Genomic DNA, 19,155 nt, shown 5'->3' on the forward strand with positions numbered 1-19,155 from the left:
TTAAAATTGCATTCTAAACTAAGTTAAAAAACAAAATAAGGGATTTAGTAATGACTGAAGTTGCACTTTCGGCCTATTTGGCATTTTACCTCTATTTAATTATGTTGCTTGTACAGTGGGCTGTGGCTACGTTTAGCAAAGCTAAAGAGCCAAATGCTGTACCAGGTAAAATTGACGAGGATTTATCGCACGATAGCTTTATATTTAGAGCGCATCGTACGTTTCATAATACGCTTGAAAACAGCGCATTATTTATAGGTACGGTGTTATTTGCGTTTGTAATTAATTATCAAAGCCCGATTTTTGCAATGTGTATTTGGGTGTACTTAATTGCGCGTTTAATTCACATGGCGCTGTACTACGCTATAGCAACGGAGAAAAACCCAAGTCCACGTAGTTACTTCTTTTTAATTGGTGTGCTTGCTAATGTGGTTATGCTGATAATGATAGGATTAAGACTAATCTCTTAGTTTATAAAAAAGTTATAAACTCTATTTATAACTTTAAACAAAAAAGCGAAGAGCCTTTAAGGCATCTTCGCTTTTTTGTTTAGGTAGCAGCAGAATATAAACCACGTCTACAGTAAGGTAATATTAATGGCTAATCGACGCCTATAAACCCGCCTGTTTGATGTGTCCACAGGGCTGCGTAAATCCCACCCTTAGCGATTAGTTCTTCATGAGTGCCTTGCTCAACTACGCCGCCGTCATCAAGTACAATTAATCTGTCCATTTGTGCAATGGTTGAGAGCCTATGCGCTATGGCGATTACTGTTTTGCCTGTCATTAAGTCATCAAGACTTGCCTGAATTGCCGCTTCTACTTCTGAGTCGAGTGCGCTGGTGGCTTCGTCGAGTATAAGTATGGGTGCATTTTTAAGTAGCACACGTGCAATAGCAATACGTTGGCGTTGACCGCCTGAAAGAGTAACACCGCGTTCGCCCACTTGTGCATCAAAGCCTTTGTTACCTTTGCTATCTACCAAGTCGTTTATAAACTCAAGTGCCTTAGCTTGTTTGGTCGCGTTGATCATTTCGTCTTGTGTTGCATCAGGGCGACCATACAAAATGTTGTCTTTTACTGAGCGATGAAGCAGGGAAGTGTCTTGCGTAACCATCGCTATGTAGCGGCGTAGACTTTCTTGGCTTACGTCTGTGATGTTTTGCCCATCAATTTTTATTGTTCCTGAGTCAGTATCGTAAAAACGCAGTAACAAGTTAACAAGTGTTGATTTACCTGCACCAGAGCGACCGACTAAGCCAATTTTTTCGCCAGGTTTAATGTTTAAGTTTAAACCATTCATTACTGGGCTGCGATTAGTCTCGTTTGCAGCTTTGCCGTAGTTAAAATGTACGTTGTTAAACTCAATAGCACCTTGGCTTACGTTAAGTGTATCGGCATTTGGTTTATCGGCAACTTCAATAGGGTTAGACAGTGTTTTCATACCATCGGCTACGGTGCCAATGTTTTCGAACAAGCTGCTTATTTCCCACATGATCCATTGCGCCATACCGTTTAATCTAAGCGCTAAACTAACAGCAACTGCAATGGCACCTGCGCTAATTGCACTAAGCGACCATAAATAAAGTGATACTGCGGTAACCGAAAATACTAATAAATAATTTAAGCTTTGAATAACAAAGTTTAGGCTGGTTACCAAGCGCATTTGTTTGTACACAGGCTGCAAAAATACATCCATGCTTTGTTTTGCGTATTGTTCTTCACGCTGGGTATACGAAAACAATTTAATAGTAGAAATATTTGTGTAGCTATCAACAATTCGACCGGTCATTTCTGAGCGCGCATCAGCTTGTGAGCTGGCAATTTTTTTAAGGCGAGGTACAAAATAAAGCTGTACGCAAATGTATAAAACTAACCAAACCAGTAAAGGGATCATTAAGCGCCAATCAGCTTCGGCAACTAAAAATACCATTGAGCCAAAATAAACCACTATGTACATTAATACATCGAGTAGTTTGGTCACTGTTTCGCGAACGGCTAAAGAGGTTTGTAATACTTTGGTGGCTATTCTTCCTGCAAACTCATTTTGATAAAAGCTCACACTTTGGCGCAGTAAATAACGATGCGCTAACCAGCGAATCGACATAGGGTAATTGCCCAGTAATGCTTGGTGCAAAATAGCAGAATGAAAAAATACGACTACGGGCAATACCAGTAAGAGCATGACAGCCATTTTGATAAGTTCTGATTTTTGCTCTACAAACAAGGTTTCGGGTGTGTAGGCCGTTAACCAATCAACAAGCTGCCCCATATAGCTAAATAAAGAAACCTCTAAAATAGCGAGCATGGCGGCGCTGATTGACATTAGCACCAACGACAATTCCATTCCTTTGGTGTAGTGACGACAAAAAGCAAATAAAGTCGAAGGCGGCTGAGTAGGTTGATCCTCAGGAAATGCTTTTGTCATTTTTTCAAATAATCGATACATTTTAAAAACTTAAATGGCAAATAATGGTGGCTATTATACCATTTAAGTATTTTTAAATGCAGGTTTGTAAGGTATTAATTGTGAATATGCTAGAGCGTTATTAATATAAACTTATGTATAAAAGAACACCTAAAAACACTTCACTTACTTTATAGCATTGGGTTATTTAGGTTTGTACCTTTGATCATGTATAAATCGTCATATCTGAGACCACCATTTCCGTAAGGCTTTTTAATTGGGCCTGTATTACAGTTTGCTAAAAAATATATAAGAGGTTGTTCGCGCTTCATTCTAAATTGTGCATTTTTATACACCAGTGTTTGCTTGCTAAATTCACCACCTTTTACGTAAACATCATATTGCTGACCTTGCTCTGAGGCTGCTGCGTTATTAACAACGTACCATACGTCGTACCAGGTATTTGTTTGCAGTGGCTTGGCCGATTGTTTGGTAGTGTAGTTTTGAATGTTGCTATACCCGCTGTCGGTTTTAACCATTAAAGCGCCATCGTTTACAAACCCGTTTGATTCTGTTTTATCGGTTACGCGAAGTGTAGGCTCAAACGCATCGTACGCATGTTTATTAATTAGCTCTGGCGTAAGGTTGCTTAATCCAAAAGCATGGTTATTAGGAAAAGCAGCTACGTTTATACGCATATAAAATGTGTAGGTTTGACCAACTTCAACCGCTTGTGGAAGTTTTGTATAAGAAAGCGCTTTACGATTTCCTACAATGCCCTCAGCTGCAGGTTTTTTTAGTAAATAATGATTTGTTGATGAGTTTGCTTGTTCTGGTTGTATAACTGTTATTTGTGGGTTTTTAACCTGTGGTTTAGTTTCATTTTGGGTATCGACACTTTGCCACTTGCTAAGTGAATTTTCAAAGTTATCAATAAGTAGCCAATCGCTCGATGTACTTTTTTGAATGGTTGAACATGCTGATAGCGTGCTAAACAAACATAGAATTAAAATGTGTTTGGAAGACATAATTGGCTCTCGTAATATTATTGATATTTGGTTAACCAATTTAAATTTTGGCTATAGTTTTTATTGAGAGTTATGTAACCAATTTAATGTTTTTATGTCAACCATTAAAGCAATAGGTAATGGCGTGGGAACTGCGAAGATACAAAAATTATTATTCCATTCAAAAAATTAACCAGTAAACTTATCCATTAAATCAACTCAGCAAATTTCAGCTGAGTTTAAAATAATTTAATAGTTAGGATGTTATATGTATACGGGTTCGTGTTTGTGCGGTGAGGTAAGGGTTGAAGTGTCGGGTAGTATAACCAGCATTATTCATTGTCATTGTTCACTGTGCAGAAAAAACAGCGGGACTGCATTTGCAACCAATGGCTTTGTAAATACAGATGACTTCACAATAACCAAAGGAAAAGCATTACTTAGTGAATTTAGTTTTAAACCAGGGCGCACTCGTTACTTTTGTAAGTGGTGTGGCTCGCCGGTTTACAGTAGCAATAATGATGACAAAAGCAGAATACGAATTCGTTTAGGAATATTTGATAGCGATATTACTGAGCAGGTTTTATCGCATAATTTTGTTACGTCTAAAGCTAACTGGGAGAAGTTAGAAACAAGCTTACCGTGCTATGAAAAACATGAACCTGGACGGTAACGCGTTTTATTCAATGTGGTAAATGCTGTTAATACTTTTATAAAGGTTTGGTGCAAAATTTATAAACACAGGTGAGTTTTGTATTTCATCAACGTTTATGTGCATTAATGTTTGCTGGCTTAGTATGATCACTATATTTTTGTATTCGTTAAACTCTATTATCCCTAAGCACTTAAAATGTTGCCTTAAAAGTACTAAAAGCATTTGCAGCTCTTGGCCAGTTTGTGGGTTTAAATTAATGATTACTTGCGTATTTTGCTCACTGCAGCTATTTATATTTTGCCAAAAGCTATCGCTGGTTAAAAAAGGCTGGTGATATTCACCACTAAAAATATCGATAGTGATTACGTTAAAGTGATCAGTGCATTGGGTAATATATTGCTCGGCGCATTGTAAATAGGTGCTGTGCTTAATTGGTAACTTAAAGTGCTGGGCAGCAATTAAGGCAATGCTTGGGTTTATTTCTACCGTGTTAAATGTATTGATGGTGTTTATGTAAGGCGTATTACTTTGTAAGTGATACATAATTCGCTCAAACCCTGCAGTGCCCAAGCCTAAATTTAATATATTTAGTGTATCTACCGGTTTAAGTAAAAATAACATCATACACTGGTTTACAGGTACTATTACTTGCTCAGGGTGTATAAGGTTCATAACGCCCTGAATTGTAATGTCTTCATTGGTTTTTTGTGCAAGCGTTAACCACCGGTATTCTTTATTTTGATACACGCATACGGGGCCGTATGCACTTTGCTGCGACTCAATAAGGTTACTTTTAACTGTATCTTCTTTTAGCTGACGCATAACTTAAACTATTAATATATAAACAATGACAGTGTGCCACGAAAAACATATTTTTTAATAGATTATTGTGTAACAAGGTTTGTAATTTAACCTCAAAATATAATATTGTATTAGCAATTAATTAGTTAGACGTTATTCAAGGATTGAAAATGAGAACATTTATTTGCGCTGTTCATTTTGTGTGTGCTCAGTGGATGAAAAAATTAGACTCAAGAAATAAAAATACGGCCATAAATGCTGCAGCATTGTTAGCTATGATATCTACTGTATATAGTTTTCTTTTAGCTATGACGTTTGACATTCACTACTTAGATAAAATAATCAGTACTTTTAAGCAAAACCCTTTACTTATTGGTGCTCTATTTTACGCAATCGTAATTGGAATTGTGTTTTTAATTTTGGGTGATTTTAACGGTTATAGAAGTAGAGTTAGATCTTGTATAAATAAAGGGAGCTTTAAAAAATATATTTTAGGAATAAAGCTGTGGATGTTTGGGTTAATTCCTATGACCGGTATTATGTTGATTGTACGACTCAATTAACTCTCTAAGTATTACTATAACTGCGCTTTAGCGTGCTCCTTTCTACATCTACCTCAAATGTATTGCCATAAAATCTTAGTTAAGTAATGGTTACACCATAATAATTAGGAGCTAATAGATGCTTAAAACACCTTTAAAAATCACAACAACGTTACTCAAATTTACTGCAATTGCAGGCGCTTGCTCACTTGCATTATCAGCACATGGTGAAACGCAATTACAATATACCGACCAACAAAAGTTACACGATATAGCAAGTGAAGTGTCGGCTACCCGTATCGGTAGTGACATTCAAACGCTGGTGGATTTTGGTACTCGCCATACGCTTTCAGAGACTAAATCGGATACGCGAGGTATTGGTGCGGCTAGGCGTTGGATAAAAAAAGAATTTGAAAAAATATCTGTGCAGTGTGGTGGTTGTCTGGAAATTATTGAAGTAAAGGACACTATATCGGGCGAAAAACGCATTCCTAATCCTGTTGAAGTGGTTAACATAGTGGCTATTCAACGTGGGTCGAGCGAGCCGAATCGCATGGTGATGATGTCGGGTGATATAGATTCACGTGTAAGTGATGTTATGGACTTTACGAGTGATTCACCGGGTGCTAACGATAATGCATCGGGCGTGGCAGGAGTAATAGAAGCAGCTCGTGTTTTAAGTAAATACAAATTTAATGGTTCGGTAGTTTACGCGGCGCTTTCGGGCGAAGAGCAAGGTTTGTTTGGCGGTAAAATATTAACGGCTTATGCACAAAAGCATAACTGGCAAGTTCATGGCGTTTTAAACAACGATATGATTGGCAATATTACCGGTATTAATGGGGTAACTAATAACACGACTGCACGTATATTTTCAGAAGGTACCCGTGTTGTAGAAACAAAAGAGCAAGCTAATACTCGGCGCTTTACAGGTGGTGAAGTCGATTCTGCGAGTCGTAATTTAGCTCGCTACATAGATACTATTGCTGACAGATACATTCCTAATTTAGATACAATGCTTGTATATCGATTAGATAGATTTGGTCGTGGTGGGCATCATCGCCCATTTAATGATGCAGGTTTTGCAGCAGTGCGTATTATGGAAACTAACGAGCACTACGATCGTCAGCATCAAGATTTACGCACTGAAAATGGTGTTGAGTATGGTGATACCATTGAAGGTGTTGATTTTGATTATACGGCTAAGTTAACTTCACTTAATGCGGTAACGATGGCGTCTATGGCGTGGGCACCCGCACCGCCAAAAGAAGTTAAAATAAAGGGCGCTGTTACAGCTGATACGTCGTTTTCATGGCAACAAAGCAGTGATGAAAATATTGCTGGCTATAAAATTTATTGGCGTTACACGAGCGAGCCGCAATGGCAGTTTAGTAAATACGTTGGTAAGGTTTCACAGTACACACTTAAAAACGTAGTGATTGATAATTATTACTTTGGTGTAGCCTCTGTTAGTAAAGACGGTATTGAGTCTCCAGTAGTTTTTCCGGGTGATGTGGGTTCGTTTGATCACAATATAAAATAATAGTTTGGCTAAAAACACAGCAAACAGAGCGCTTTAAGGTGCAAACGACCTTTTTATACTTGCACCTTATTTACTAAGCCCTTAGAGTGTTAAAAAAGAAGTAAAAGGTTATTAAGAATGCAACAACAAGAAAAAAAGCCGTTAACAGCAAAAGAGCAAGTTATAACTGATGAGCAAAGAATGCAGTGGCAACGCGAATGTTTTCAAGCAGCGCAAAAACATTTAGCCGAAAAGGGCATTATGCCAAAATCAGTAGTTGATAAAGACAGCCGATTTTTAGCACCACTTTGTGCAATGTGGAAATTTAAAGCCCAAAACGGTAAAACATATTGGGTAGTAACAGGGCGCTTACCTACAGATCATGCTGAAGTAAGTGCAGCTACAGATGCTCGCGATGCAATGCGTTACTTTTCATTGCAGTGGCAATTAAAAGCGGATCAAATTATGAGTACAGGCGCGCGTGATAAAACGCAGGTAGATTTTGCTAACTTACTTATAAATAGAGCACATGGCTTGTACGAAATGTATGATAATGAACCACTATGGGCAAATGAACCAAAGTAACTACAGTTTGGGTTAAGTAAAAAAGTAGAGGGTGATAGCTTATTTATTGCCCTTTTCTTTATCTAATGGACAAGTGTGAAGGGAGTTGTATTAAACGCCGAAACAGAGCATTGCATACGTTGCCTAGGAATTCCCGCCTCCATAAAAACATTTCCTTGCTGAATAAAGCCATTTCGCTTAAAACGCTCTACCTCATTTAAAATACAATTAATGCTTACTTCTTCTATACCTTGGTTTGACGCTAATTCAACAATAAAGTTGAGAAGCGATTTATATACTTTGCGATTACGGTGCTCGGGTAATACAGCTATCCTGCCGATTAAGCCATCTGTACACAGCCGACCTGTTGCAATAGGGCAGTTTGCATCGTCTGTAACAAGTACATGTAATGCAATTTTATCTAGGCTATCAAATTCGATGTGCTTGGGGATATGTAACTCGTAAACAAAAACTCGCTCTCGAATTTTTTGTAGCATATCTTTTTTTATATCCCATTCAACCTTATCAACCAGATAGCCCATTGCAAACTCCTATTGATAGCCAATTAAAATGAGTAAGCAATCACAGCAAAATTATTTAAGCCAATATCAGGTGAAAATTAAAATTTTTAACTAACCTGTATACATAATATTTTACGCTGCAAAATGCTCACCATTATTAATAAAATTGGTATTATTACTCTTGGTCTATATTAAACCAAAGCCCCTCATTAACAAGTGTAGTAAAAGTTTGAGTAAAAACTAAACTTGGGTTTGTTAAATTTAATGCTGAACTTTCAAATTCAGTATTATCGGTAAGTAGTTTTACCGCCGCTAAGTCAGTTAATGGCATAGCGTAATTTTCACCGTTTACACTTAATAACACTTCGGTATCGAGCTGCTGATAAATAGCACGCGTGCCACCTAAACGCTCAAACACAGCTTCTTCATCACTTAAATCATCGCTTATTTGCTCAGGTGTAAATGGAGGTTCTACTGGTGCTAAATCCATTTCATGCTTGGGCTGACTAAGCGTTGAGCCTAACCATTGTTTAAATAAATCGTCATTTTCTAAAAGTGCCGCCATCAGTGTTTTAACTTTATCAACTTCAAGGTTTGTAAGTTCACCTTTTGATTTTCTTAGTGTGATGTTGTGATCGGTATAACGTTTTTGTCCGCTTTCGGTATCAATAATATGATCGGCAAAGCTCGACAATAAATCTTGTTGATTTGGCGCCCTAAAACCAACTGAATAATTTAGTGCGTTTTCTACAGCGTAACCTTCGTGAGGGCACCCTGGTGGAATATACAAAATATCGCCTGGTTCTAATATGCAATCAATTACGGCTTCAAAAGGTTCAACTTGCAGTAACTTTTTGTTTTGAGCAAACTGTTTAAGTGTTGGATCGGGCAGGCCTACACGCCAATGACGTTTACCTTCGCCTTGAATAATAAATACGTCATATTGGTCTAAATGTGGGCCAACACCACCATTAGGCGTTGAATAGCTGATCATTAAATCATCTATGCGCCAGTTTGGAATAAACCTAAATGGCTCTAGTAGTTGTGCAGCATCGCTATGCCAGTGATCAACTGCTTGCACGAGCAATGTAGAATGATCGTCTGTTAACTGCTCAAAGTCTTCAAATGGACCTTGGTGCGTTTGCCAGTCATTTTTATGATTGGTGATAATACGTGACTCTATGCTTTCTTCCATTGCTAGGCCGGCAAGTTCATTAGCATCAAGCGGGTCTTGAAAATTAGCAAAACCCTGTTTGATTAAAAGCGGCTTTTTTTGCCAAAAATGGCTTAAAAACTCTTGCTCAGACAAATTATTTATTTTTAATTGATACATACATTATGCCTACTAGTTAGTGCAATGGGGTTAAAACAAAAAAAGCGAAAGGATGATCCTTTCGCTTTTTAAAAGAGCAATTTAGTTTTTAAACTAAATCATCAATAAACTCAACAGCACGACCAATGTAATTAGCAGGTGTTAGTTTTTTCATTTCTACTTTAGCGTGCTCTGGAAGGTCTAAACCATCGATGAAGTCAGCCATTATTTCTTTGTTTACACGTTTACCGCGTGTTAAATCTTTAAGTTTTTCGTATGGCTTTTCAATACCATATTTACGCATAACTGTTTGAATCGGCTCGGCTAGCAATTCCCAGTTTTGATCAAGCTCGTCAGCTAAACGTTGCTCGTTTACTTCAAGCTTGCTTACACCTTTAAGTGTTGATTGGTATGCAATAATTGCATAACCCATACCTACACCTAGGTTACGTAATACCGTTGAATCAGTAAGGTCACGCTGCCAGCGAGAAACGGGTAATTTTTGTGCAAGATGAGCAAAAATAGCATTTGCTAAGCCTAAGTTGCCTTCTGAGTTTTCAAAATCAATTGGGTTAACTTTATGTGGCATTGTTGATGAGCCAATTTCGCCAGCAATTGTTTTTTGCTTAAAGTGATTAAGGGCAATGTAACCCCACATGTCACGGTCGAAATCTAACAATATAGTGTTAAAACGTGCAATTGCGTCAAATAATTCTGCAATATAGTCATGCGGTTCAATTTGTGTAGTAAATGGGTTTAGTGTTAAGCCTAAACTTGATACAAATTTATCTGCATGTGTATGCCAGTCGTAATCTGGGTATGCGCTAAGGTGAGCGTTGTAGTTACCAACAGCACCATTAACTTTACCTAGCATCTCTACTTGTGCAATTTGCCCGCGTTGACGCTTTAAGCGCATATATACGTTAGCAAACTCTTTACCCATAGTTGATGGTGTAGCAGGTTGTCCGTGCGTACGAGTCATCATTGGGATTGTTTTGTATTCAATTGCTTTAGCTTTAATTGCGCTTAAAAGTTCATCGCAATAAGGAAGTAAAACATTTTTACGCGCTTCGCTTAGCATTAAACCATGAGATAGATTGTTAATATCTTCTGAAGTACAAGCAAAGTGAATAAATTCGTTTATTGCATGAAGCTCACTGTTATCGGCTACTTTTTCTTTTAGTAGGTATTCAACCGCTTTAACATCGTGATTTGTAGTGCGTTCTATATCTTTAACGCGTTGTGCATCAGCTTCACTGAAGTTATCTACAATGGCGTTTAGAAGTGCATTAGCTTCTTCGCTAAATGCAGGTACTTCTTTAATATCGCTTGCTGCAGCTAACGCTTGCAACCAACGCACTTCAACAATTACGCGGTATTTGATTAAGCCAAATTCGCTGAAAATACTGCGTAGTTCAGTGGTTTTGCTGCCGTAGCGACCATCCACTGGAGAGATAGCCGTTAACGCTGAAAGCTCCATAATAACTCCTAAATTTTAGTTTGAACGATAGTTAAATTTTTGTTTTAGCAATGGCGAGTATTTTTCTTTTTGCAAAGAAAAAGTGACGGCGTTTACCGCCCATTTGTCGCCATAATACTGCACTTCTAATGCCGGCGAGTAATAACGCACGGATTTTATTTTGAGTGAGTTGCTGTTTTAATAACTCGGGTTTGCCATAAACCTGTATTCGGTGCCCAAGGGGGCTCAGCACCGACGAGTATATATCTGCTAAACCGGCAACAACGCTCTCATCGGTAATAGCAAAGTGGTCTAAACGACGATGAATATCATCAATTCGTTTACCTAATTCGTTTAAGCTTTTGTCGTTTGCACTTAGTGCTCGCTCAAGCTGCATTAAACCACCTACGTACTTTACAATTTCAACATCTTTTTGAGCGCCTGCGGTTAGCTGCGCCATTAATGTTTTGTAACCATCACGTAAGTTGTCAGTACCTTGGTAAACATCTTCTGGCGATGCCGGAGATGTTTGAATAATACTTGAAAGTAAGATTTCTAAATCATGTTCGTTATTGTTGCCGTACTGGGCAATTTTTTGAACTTGTTTAGCAGCCTGGCACATGGCGGCAAGCGCCATGACTTGGTGTTCATTCATTACTTAATCACCGAATCAATAATACCGCCACCTAAACAGATATCTTCTGCGTAAAATACGGCAGATTGACCAGGCGTCACTGCTTTTTGTGGCTCGTCAAATAATACGCGTGCCATGCCGTCTTCACCTACAAGTAGGGTACAGCTTAAGTCTTCTTGGCGGTAACGCGTTTTTACTGTGCAGCGAGTTGTGCCTTTAGGGCCAATACGGTCTACCCAGTGAAGTTGGTTTGCGTTAAGACCGTTGCTGTATAGGCGAGGGTGATCTTTACCTTGGCCCACAATAAGTACATTTCGCTCAAGGTCTTTATCTACTACGTACCAAGGCTCACCAGAACCTTCTTTCATTCCACCAATTAACAAGCCTTTGCGTTGTCCAAGTGTGTGGTACATTAAGCCTTCGTGTTCGCCTACGTTATTACCGTCTGTGTCTTCGATAACGCCAGGTTGTGCTGGTAAGAACTTTTGTAAAAAGTCTTTAAATTTACGCTCACCAATAAAGCAGATACCTGTGCTGTCTTTTTTATCGTGAGTGATTAGGTCTTGTTCTTCTGCTATGCGGCGTACTTCTGGTTTTTCGATATCGCCTACAGGGAATAACGTTTGGCCAATATGTTCATGGCTTAGAGTATATAAGAAGTAGCTTTGATCTTTATTGTTATCAAGTCCGCGACACATTACGTATTTGTCATCGCGAAGCTCACGGCGAACATAGTGACCTGTTGCAATAAAGTCAGCACCGAGTGCTTGAGCAGCAAATTCTAAAAAGGCTTTAAATTTAATTTCTTTGTTACACATTATATCTGGGTTAGGTGTACGACCTGCTTTGTACTCAGCTAAAAAGTACTCAAATACGTTGTCCCAGTATTCTGCTGCAAAGTTAACAGTGTGAAGCTCAATGCCTAACTTATCACACACTGCTTGTGCATCTTTTAAGTCATCAGCGGCAGCACAGTATTCATCATTGTCGTCTTCTTCCCAGTTCTTCATAAACAGGCCTTCTACTTGGTAGCCCTGTTGTTGTAATAAATATGCAGATACAGAAGAATCAACACCGCCGGACATGCCAACAATGACTTTAATGTGACTATTTTCACTCATGAATAATTTCGCTTATACAGATTGCTGTTAACTTGGAAAGGCAGCGATTATAGCATGTATTTTGTTTGTGCTTAAAGAGACTAAGGGCGCAAAGAGGGGAATTAGTCAGTATTTTATTTATATAACAAATAGCAAACTAGACTTAAGCGCGTTATCAGGCTGTAACTTTAGTAATATTAAAGTGATCTTTACTAATAAATTAAGACTATAGAATAATTCATGTAGTTATTGAGTTTTATTAATAGTATTTTCTTTTAAAACTACTAGAGTAAATATACACTTAATAAAATAAAAATAGTGGTGAGTATATGAATGTAAACCACTTTAAGTCGCTTGATATATAGTCAATGGAATGAATATATGAATTACGCCTATCAAATAAACAAGATAAATTCTTTAGTTGAACACTACACAAACGAATCTGATTTTGTGGATAGTGAATTACTCTCTAGTAAAACGACAGAGTTTAAAAAGTCAGCCTATCACCTTTTTTATGAGTTAATAAAACTCAAAAACCCTCACATTTTCCAAGAACCAAACCATGTACATGAGTTATTTAGTTTAATTAAGGGCTCAACTGCTAAAAAGAACATTGAGCTAAAGGTGCTTGAGCATGTAGAGCACTGGTGGCTTGAATGGTATTTTGCTTTAGAAATGGACGAAAAGCTTAGTATTGAAAAAAGTGATATGCCAATGAGTTACTTACCTCAAAGTACGCTCAACCCTATGCGCAAACATGAGATAAGTCATTACGCTAGATTATTTACCGTTTTGCCAATGCCGGTATGTAATGTGTGTGCCAAAACGGGTGATATTTTGAAAGTTAATCAACGCTTTGTAGATGTTTTTGGTTATACAGTAGAGGATGTACCTAATCTTAAATCGTGGTGGGAAAAAGCGTATCCAGATCCGCAATATAGAGCACTTGTAAAAGATCTGTGGCAAGACTCACTTGAAAAGGCGCTGAATAATAATAACGATATACCCGCAAATAACTATCGAGTTTCATGTCGTGATGGTTCACAAGTGATGATGGAAATTTCAGGGATTGATATAGGCGAAGAGTTTTTAGCTGTTTTTAATGATGCTACAGAGCGTTTAGAAGCAGAGGATATACTTAGGGATATGGCCTTTTTGGATGCATTAACCAAGATTGCAAATAGGCGTCGGTTTGATGAAAAACTAACGCATGAGTACGAACGAGCAAAAGAATGCGAAGGCATGCTATCGATGATTATTATCGATATTGACCATTTTAAACAATTTAATGACCGGTATGGGCATGTAGCGGGCGATACGTGTTTATATGATGTGGCTCAAACAATTGCTTCAACGGTTAGTCGCCCAGAAGATTTTGTTGCTCGCTATGGGGGAGAGGAATTTGTTGTTTTATTACCTCAAACCGATAGGCAAGGGGCGCTGTTTATAGCTGAGCAAATACAAAAAGCTGTAGAAAACTTAGCTATTGCACACCAGGATAGCTTTACCGGATTTTTATCTATAAGTATGGGTATTAATACCATCAGTGACTATACAAATAGTGATGAAATCAGCTTTGTAAAAGCCGCTGATAACGCCCTGTATTATGCTAAAAAACAAGGGCGTAACTGCATAGCTCTAAGCTCAGAGTAAATAAAATAGAGTTAATTATTTTATTTAAGCTACTCCCCAATATAGCTAATTATAAATAGTTTCTAGGCTTAATACTGGTCGATTCAGGCTGTCGTTAATACACTTCAATACTAAAGGGCTTCTAAGCGGTAGTGATTTTATTTGCTCTAATGTGTACCAGTTAGCGCTGATAATGTCGGTATCTATTGGCGTTGGCGCTTTTATATTATCAGGCGCTTCAAATAAAAAGCAGAATCGTAAATAGTGCACTCCATTTTCGGCATGCAAATTATACACACCCAAAAAGCCGACTGGCTCAAGCGCTAAGCCTGTTTCTTCAAGTAGCTCTCTGCTTGCGGCTTGTGCAAGTGTTTCATTTTTTTCTAAGTGACCTGCGGGCTGATTGTAGCAAATTTGATGAGTGAATTTATCGCGCTCTTTTACAAGTAAAAACTCATTTTGCTTTTTTACTATTGCCGCAACTGTTACATGCGGTTTATGCATCAACTACGCCCTTAATTACTTTGTATTCACCACAATTAATATCATCCAACGTATAGTTGCCAATGCTATAGCGAATAAGGCGAAGTGTAGGGTGGCCAATATGTGCGGTCATTCGGCGAACTTGTCTGTTTTTACCTTCATTAATCGTAATACTTAGCCAAGTGGTAGGGATTGCTTTTCGCTCGCGTACAGGCGGATTACGAGTCCAAATTGTAGGTTCATCAATTATTTTAACGTTAGCGGGGAGTGTAAGCCCGTCTTTAAGTTCTACGCCATTGCATAAAGCATTAATTGATTCGCTTGTTGGTTCACCTTCAACTTGTGCCCAGTATGTTTTATTCGTTTTTTTATCAGGTGCAGTTAAGGTGTTTTGCAATTTACCACAGTTTGTTAAAAGTAATAAACCTTCACTGTCTCTGTCTAATCTTCCTGCTGCGTAAACCTCTTTAATAGGGATGAACTCAGCGAGAGTTTTTCTGTCTGCGTCATCTGTAAATTGGCATAGCACATCAAATGGTTTATTGAATAACACAATTTTTCTGTCTTTAGATGCTATTTGCGGCTTTATTTCTCTTTTACCTGAAGGTGTTTTGTTAAGTGCACTGCGTGAATAAGTACGCCCTGTACTTCTTTTTGGCTTGGATTCAGTTACTTGATTATTGCCTGATTTAGATCTCATTATATGCACCTAGCTGGTTTTGGTAATCCGGCGATTTTTGTTGCTTGCTTAGCAGGGCCTTTAGGGAATAATTTATATAAATAAAGGCTGTTTCCTTTGTCTTCACCGAGTGCTTTAGCCATTGCTTTTACAAGCATCCTAATTGCTGGACTGGTGTTATATTCAATATAAAAATCACGAACAAAGTTAATTACTTCCCAGTGTTGAACGCTAAGGGTAATGTTTTCTTGGATAGCAATTACAGGTGCAAGCTCCTTTGACCACAAAGTATGATCAAGCAAGTAACCTTGTTTGTCGGTTTCAATCTGTTGGTTGTTAAATTCAAGCATGAGTTACCACGTAATTGATTGATTAGTTGATAAAGTGAGTGCTACAAAGTCTTCATAGCTAATGGCTTTATCGTTATCTGTTAATTTTATTGCACGTACTTGCGCGTCTTGTTCAAGTATTAACAGTGTATCTGCAAATTGCCTAAATTGTTTTTTTGCAAAGCAGGCATCACCAACAAGTAGCACGTTATCGTCTGATAAAATTAAGTTCTCTAGCTGATTTGCGCAGTAATAATTAAGCGGCTTTGAAAATATATGTAATGTACTCATAAATTCACCACATGTTGCTGCGCTTTAATTAATGTTTGTTGTTGGCTAAAGTTGAGTGCTTTTGCCTCTATGAGTAAATCATGTTTATTTAAACCATAATCAAGCAATGACTTTTCACACACGTAGATGTTTTCAACATCATAGATTTCGAGTGTTTTAATGTTTTTAAAAAAATCTTTTAATCCAATATTGTTTGGTTGTTGATGCTTTTTTAAAGCTAAAACGGCGGGGCCGCTAAACAACCAACTCACATTTTGGTCAACGGCAGCAAATATCAATGTCATATCAAGTGCATCACGAATATTTAAATCGTCAAATGGACTGCACTGACTCATTACTAATACGTTTATCATTTAAATTGCACCCATTTATCAGCGTCGCTTGCAAGCATTGCAAATTCAGCTAGCCCTGCGACTGCAAATACACCTGTGTTTTTAATATCAAACCCGCGTTTTTCAGCGGCGGTAACACACAGCATTAAATTTAGTTTTTGATCGGCGAGTTGCTGCCAAAGTGCTGAAATTTGAAGTTCGTCTGAGGATAAATCAAAGTGGGTAGATGCATGATAAATACCTTGCTGGTATAAAAAAATAGCATCAATGGTGTGCCCTTGGGCTAAACATGCATTCGCAAACTTAACTAACCTTTGCGTTGTATCGTGATCGGATGGTGGTGTATGTAATGAAAGAACAAAACGTGACAAAACAATTCCAATAAAAAAGCCCCAATTAAGGGGCTATTTTAACAGAACTATTTAATTAGTCATCACTTGCGCCAAGTAGAGCAAGTAAAGACGTAAATAAGTTATATACGCTTAGGTATAAAGACACTGTTGCGCGAATGTAGTTGGTTTCGCCGCCATTAATGATTCGGCTTGTATCGAATAAAATCAAACCAGACATGATCAATACAACTGCCGCATTAAGCACCATAAACATCAGCGAACTGCCAACAAAAATATTAACAATGCTAGCTACAATCACAACTATTAAGCCAACCGTTAAAAAGCCACCCATAAATGAGAAGTCTTTTTTAGTGTTCAGTGCATAAGCAGATAAACCAAAAAAGATAAGCGCCGTAGAACCTAACGCTTGCATAATAAGCATTGGGCCATTAGGCATTGCAGCATAATGGTTAAGTAATGGACCTAAGCCAGCCCCCATTAAACCTGTGAAAGCAAACACCCAAAATACACCAGATGCTGTATCTGCTTTTTTATTTACAACAAATAATAAACCGAACGAAACAAGTGTAAACACAATTCCCATAAAGTAAGGTAATTGTAGTGCCATTGAAATACCGGCTGTAACAGCACTGAAAGCAAGTGTCATAGCTAGTAAAAAGTAGGTGTTTTTAAGTACCTTGTTTGTTTCAATGGTAGACATTACCGGTTTCGCGGTATTGTACGATTGATTAAACGCCATTGTAGAGCTCCTTTAAGTGAAACGTGTGTGTTTCGATAATTTAACTAAAATTAGATTACCAACTCTTATATGTTTGGGCAAACCTTTGTAGATCAATAGAGTTAAATATTTAAATAAAAGAGTATTGACGGCTAAATTAAAAACACTTTGTTCTAACTTTAGACAAATTAATTGTTTTTTAAGCACTTAAACAATTAATTTAAAAAAAAGCTTCACAAAAGGGATGGGTTTCCCTATTATGCAGGCCGTGCGGAGAGATGGCAGAGTGGTCGAATGCACCGGTCTTGAAAACCGGCATGGGTTTATAGCCCATCTAGGGTTCAAATCCCTATCTCTCCACCACTTATTTAATAAGTGTGTGGTAATTAAAGTATCATTCATTTAAATAGTTATTAGTACACTCTTACTTTTAACTTAGCAGTATCGGAGAGATGGCAGAGTGGTCGAATGCACCGGTCTTGAAAACCGGCATGGGTTTATAGCCCATCTAGGGTTCAAATCCCTATCTCTCCACCATATAACAAAATAGCCTGCTAATTTAGCGGGCTTTTTTGTGTTTGGAACAAAATCAGTGCACTTATACCAATCCGTAATAATACTTAATCATTTTGCGGGGCTAAACGTGTCGCTCCCTGCATTAAAAAATTCTCATTTAGAACAACTAATAGCGGATTTTTTGCCTAGCTATCAACACGTTTTTCCGCCCTCAAAATAGACCACTTAATTAAGCGAATTGGTATTACATGTTTTATCTCTCATTAGTAAAATCTTAAAAGCAGATAGAATTGCTCACACACCACCTTCTGCTGTTAAATAACGTTGATGTTCTCTTCCTTTTTTTGTTTTTAATAAAACTACCATCACAAAAAATTTTAAATGAGTTGGAATGCACATATTAATGTGTGCTATTTTTAAACATTGGTGGATTAAAGGTATGCAAAATAGGATGTTGTGGCTCAAAGATGATCTAGATTCGAGAAAGTTAGTTGTATATCGTGCCGTCATGTTTTCGTTTATAGCGCTTTTTGTACTTTTTGTATTTCAACCTTTTGGCACTTCAAGCGATACCGAGTCTTACAAGTTTCTGCGGCTTTTTGGCTATGGGTTAGTAACCTTTTGTGCTTTGCTATTGTCAGGTTTCATAGAAATAGTGTTACTTAAGTTTAAGCTAAGTAAATTAAGCCGTTTAATTATTATTCCTGTCACATATATTTTAATTACTGCGTTATTCAATCATGGGTATTTTGTGGTTGCTGTACTTGGGTCTTGGCATTGGCAGAATCAATTACTTTTTGTAGGGTATATTTTTTGTATTGGTGTATTTCCTCTTATTTTTTTACTTGTGGTAAATAGGCATGTAATAGATTTAACTAAGCCAAGTACAGTTAGCGTCGATCAAGAGCAGTTGAGAGAAGTTGAATTAAAGACAATTACTCTTAAAGGCGATAATAAAAACGACGAAATTAACACGGCTCATCACCATATTTTATTTATTAAATCTTCAGACAACTATTGTGAAATAACAATACTGGAAGGAGCTTCAACTTCACGTAAACTATTACGTGTATCTCTTAGCGGTTTATTAAAGCAGCTTCCAGAAAATACAATTATATTACGATGCCACCGTTCTTATGCGGTCAACCTGCAAAACATTCAGCACTACAGTGGTAATGCTGGAGGGTTGCAATTATCGCTGCATACAATTGATATTAAAATACCGGTGTCTCGTTCTTATGTAAAAGTAATAAAAGATGCTTTGTCATTAATCCCAAAAACATGTTAATCCCCCCTAAA

Annotated in this window: 22 protein-coding genes and 2 tRNA genes; 9 read left to right on the top strand and 15 right to left on the bottom strand. The window is 37.7% G+C overall.

Annotation, left to right across the window (positions count from 1 at the left end; all coding sequences use genetic code 11):
- The first annotated feature begins 50 nt into the window (after positions 1-50).
- Positions 51-470 carry an MAPEG family protein gene (locus I6F48_RS09730; protein WP_002963227.1) on the top strand — a complete coding sequence of 140 codons (420 nt, stop codon included), beginning with the start codon at positions 51-53 and terminating at the stop codon, positions 468-470.
- Positions 471-600: 130 nt separating this feature from the next.
- Here the strand turns inward: I6F48_RS09730 and I6F48_RS09735 are convergent, their stop codons facing one another.
- Positions 601-2,448 (bottom strand): ABC transporter ATP-binding protein, encoded by a 1,848-nt coding sequence (locus I6F48_RS09735; protein ID WP_165727854.1) that lies wholly within the window; start codon positions 2,446-2,448, stop codon positions 601-603.
- A 149-nt stretch (positions 2,449-2,597) separates the two neighbouring features.
- Positions 2,598-3,434: a hypothetical protein gene (locus tag I6F48_RS09740; protein ID WP_197119324.1), complete on the bottom strand. Its 837-nt coding sequence runs from the start codon at positions 3,432-3,434 to the stop codon at positions 2,598-2,600.
- Between the two features lie 247 nt (positions 3,435-3,681).
- Here I6F48_RS09740 and I6F48_RS09745 point away from each other — a divergent pair, with 247 nt between their 5' ends.
- Positions 3,682-4,086, top strand: coding sequence for a GFA family protein (locus I6F48_RS09745; protein ID WP_165727856.1), 405 nt, complete (start codon positions 3,682-3,684; stop codon positions 4,084-4,086).
- Between the two features lie 6 nt (positions 4,087-4,092).
- On the opposite strand, the gene I6F48_RS09750 is transcribed toward I6F48_RS09745, so the two are convergent.
- A complete protein-coding gene (locus I6F48_RS09750; protein ID WP_165727857.1) occupies positions 4,093-4,890 on the bottom strand; it encodes a hypothetical protein in 798 nt (265 codons plus the stop codon).
- A 149-nt stretch (positions 4,891-5,039) separates the two neighbouring features.
- Between I6F48_RS09750 and I6F48_RS09755 the strand changes: the two genes are divergently transcribed.
- The 3 genes from I6F48_RS09755 to I6F48_RS09765 all read left to right on the top strand — a co-directional run bounded on the left by I6F48_RS09755 (position 5,040) and on the right by I6F48_RS09765 (position 7,518).
- Positions 5,040-5,432 carry a hypothetical protein gene (locus I6F48_RS09755; protein WP_024589167.1) on the top strand — a complete coding sequence of 131 codons (393 nt, stop codon included), beginning with the start codon at positions 5,040-5,042 and terminating at the stop codon, positions 5,430-5,432.
- A 118-nt stretch (positions 5,433-5,550) separates the two neighbouring features.
- Positions 5,551-6,954, top strand: a complete 1,404-nt coding sequence (locus I6F48_RS09760; RefSeq protein ID WP_197119325.1) for a M28 family peptidase — start codon at positions 5,551-5,553, stop codon at positions 6,952-6,954.
- A 117-nt stretch (positions 6,955-7,071) separates the two neighbouring features.
- Positions 7,072-7,518: a DUF4826 family protein gene (locus I6F48_RS09765; protein ID WP_007580192.1), complete on the top strand. Its 447-nt coding sequence runs from the start codon at positions 7,072-7,074 to the stop codon at positions 7,516-7,518.
- A gap of 62 nt (positions 7,519-7,580) precedes the next feature.
- On the opposite strand, the gene I6F48_RS09770 is transcribed toward I6F48_RS09765, so the two are convergent.
- The 5 genes from I6F48_RS09770 to mnmA form a co-directional block, all read right to left on the bottom strand.
- Positions 7,581-8,039, bottom strand: coding sequence for a GNAT family N-acetyltransferase (locus I6F48_RS09770; RefSeq protein ID WP_010552647.1), 459 nt, complete (start codon positions 8,037-8,039; stop codon positions 7,581-7,583).
- 154 nt (positions 8,040-8,193) lie between these two features.
- Positions 8,194-9,351: a ribosomal protein uL16 3-hydroxylase gene (locus I6F48_RS09775; protein ID WP_165722977.1), complete on the bottom strand. Its 1,158-nt coding sequence runs from the start codon at positions 9,349-9,351 to the stop codon at positions 8,194-8,196.
- An 88-nt stretch (positions 9,352-9,439) separates the two neighbouring features.
- Positions 9,440-10,810: an adenylosuccinate lyase gene (purB, locus tag I6F48_RS09780; protein WP_024589170.1), complete on the bottom strand. Its 1,371-nt coding sequence runs from the start codon at positions 10,808-10,810 to the stop codon at positions 9,440-9,442.
- 31 nt (positions 10,811-10,841) lie between these two features.
- On the bottom strand, positions 10,842-11,444 hold the full coding sequence (gene hflD, locus I6F48_RS09785; protein ID WP_024589171.1) for a high frequency lysogenization protein HflD: 603 nt from the start codon (positions 11,442-11,444) through the stop codon (positions 10,842-10,844).
- Positions 11,444-12,544 (bottom strand): tRNA 2-thiouridine(34) synthase MnmA, encoded by a 1,101-nt coding sequence (gene mnmA / locus I6F48_RS09790; protein ID WP_007580201.1) that lies wholly within the window; start codon positions 12,542-12,544, stop codon positions 11,444-11,446. Before mnmA ends, hflD begins: the two co-directional genes overlap by 1 nt.
- 360 nt (positions 12,545-12,904) lie before the next feature.
- Between mnmA and I6F48_RS09795 the strand changes: the two genes are divergently transcribed.
- Positions 12,905-14,176: a sensor domain-containing diguanylate cyclase gene (locus I6F48_RS09795; RefSeq protein ID WP_024592557.1), complete on the top strand. Its 1,272-nt coding sequence runs from the start codon at positions 12,905-12,907 to the stop codon at positions 14,174-14,176.
- A gap of 45 nt (positions 14,177-14,221) precedes the next feature.
- Here I6F48_RS09795 and I6F48_RS09800 read toward each other — a convergent pair whose 3' ends face one another.
- From I6F48_RS09800 to I6F48_RS09830, 7 genes are read right to left on the bottom strand one after another with little or no spacing between them, the layout of a single operon-like run.
- The gene (locus I6F48_RS09800) at positions 14,222-14,659 is read right to left on the bottom strand and encodes an NUDIX hydrolase (RefSeq protein ID WP_165741350.1); all 438 of its coding nucleotides are present in this window, start codon (positions 14,657-14,659) and stop codon (positions 14,222-14,224) included.
- Positions 14,652-15,338 carry a pseudouridine synthase gene (locus I6F48_RS09805; protein ID WP_166376829.1) on the bottom strand — a complete coding sequence of 229 codons (687 nt, stop codon included), beginning with the start codon at positions 15,336-15,338 and terminating at the stop codon, positions 14,652-14,654. Before I6F48_RS09805 ends, I6F48_RS09800 begins: the two co-directional genes overlap by 8 nt.
- Positions 15,338-15,667, bottom strand: a complete 330-nt coding sequence (locus tag I6F48_RS09810) for a TusE/DsrC/DsvC family sulfur relay protein (protein WP_007580207.1) — start codon at positions 15,665-15,667, stop codon at positions 15,338-15,340. The genes I6F48_RS09805 and I6F48_RS09810 overlap by 1 nt, the downstream gene beginning before the upstream one ends.
- 3 nt (positions 15,668-15,670) lie before the next feature.
- Entirely contained in the window at positions 15,671-15,937 is a 267-nt protein-coding gene (locus I6F48_RS09815) for a DsrH/TusB family sulfur metabolism protein (RefSeq protein WP_165741352.1), read from the bottom strand.
- Entirely contained in the window at positions 15,934-16,290 is a 357-nt protein-coding gene (gene tusC / locus I6F48_RS09820) for a sulfurtransferase complex subunit TusC (RefSeq protein ID WP_007580210.1), read from the bottom strand. The genes I6F48_RS09815 and tusC overlap by 4 nt, the downstream gene beginning before the upstream one ends.
- Positions 16,287-16,640: a sulfurtransferase complex subunit TusD gene (gene tusD, locus I6F48_RS09825; protein WP_165741353.1), complete on the bottom strand. Its 354-nt coding sequence runs from the start codon at positions 16,638-16,640 to the stop codon at positions 16,287-16,289. Before tusD ends, tusC begins: the two co-directional genes overlap by 4 nt.
- A gap of 55 nt (positions 16,641-16,695) precedes the next feature.
- A complete protein-coding gene (locus tag I6F48_RS09830; protein WP_007580214.1) occupies positions 16,696-17,361 on the bottom strand; it encodes a Bax inhibitor-1/YccA family protein in 666 nt (221 codons plus the stop codon).
- A gap of 251 nt (positions 17,362-17,612) precedes the next feature.
- Here I6F48_RS09830 and I6F48_RS09835 point away from each other — a divergent pair.
- From I6F48_RS09835 to I6F48_RS09845, 3 genes are all read left to right on the top strand, one after another.
- Positions 17,613-17,703: transfer RNA gene (locus tag I6F48_RS09835), tRNA-Ser, on the top strand.
- 83 nt (positions 17,704-17,786) lie between these two features.
- Positions 17,787-17,877: transfer RNA gene (locus I6F48_RS09840), tRNA-Ser, on the top strand.
- Between the two features lie 370 nt (positions 17,878-18,247).
- Entirely contained in the window at positions 18,248-19,144 is an 897-nt protein-coding gene (locus tag I6F48_RS09845) for a LytR/AlgR family response regulator transcription factor (RefSeq protein WP_231615207.1), read from the top strand.
- The last annotated feature ends 11 nt before the right edge of the window (positions 19,145-19,155 follow it).

The sequence above is a fragment of the Pseudoalteromonas sp. SWYJ118 genome (assembly GCF_015864505.1).
GTDB classification, from domain to species: Bacteria; Pseudomonadota; Gammaproteobacteria; order Enterobacterales; family Alteromonadaceae; genus Pseudoalteromonas; species Pseudoalteromonas arctica.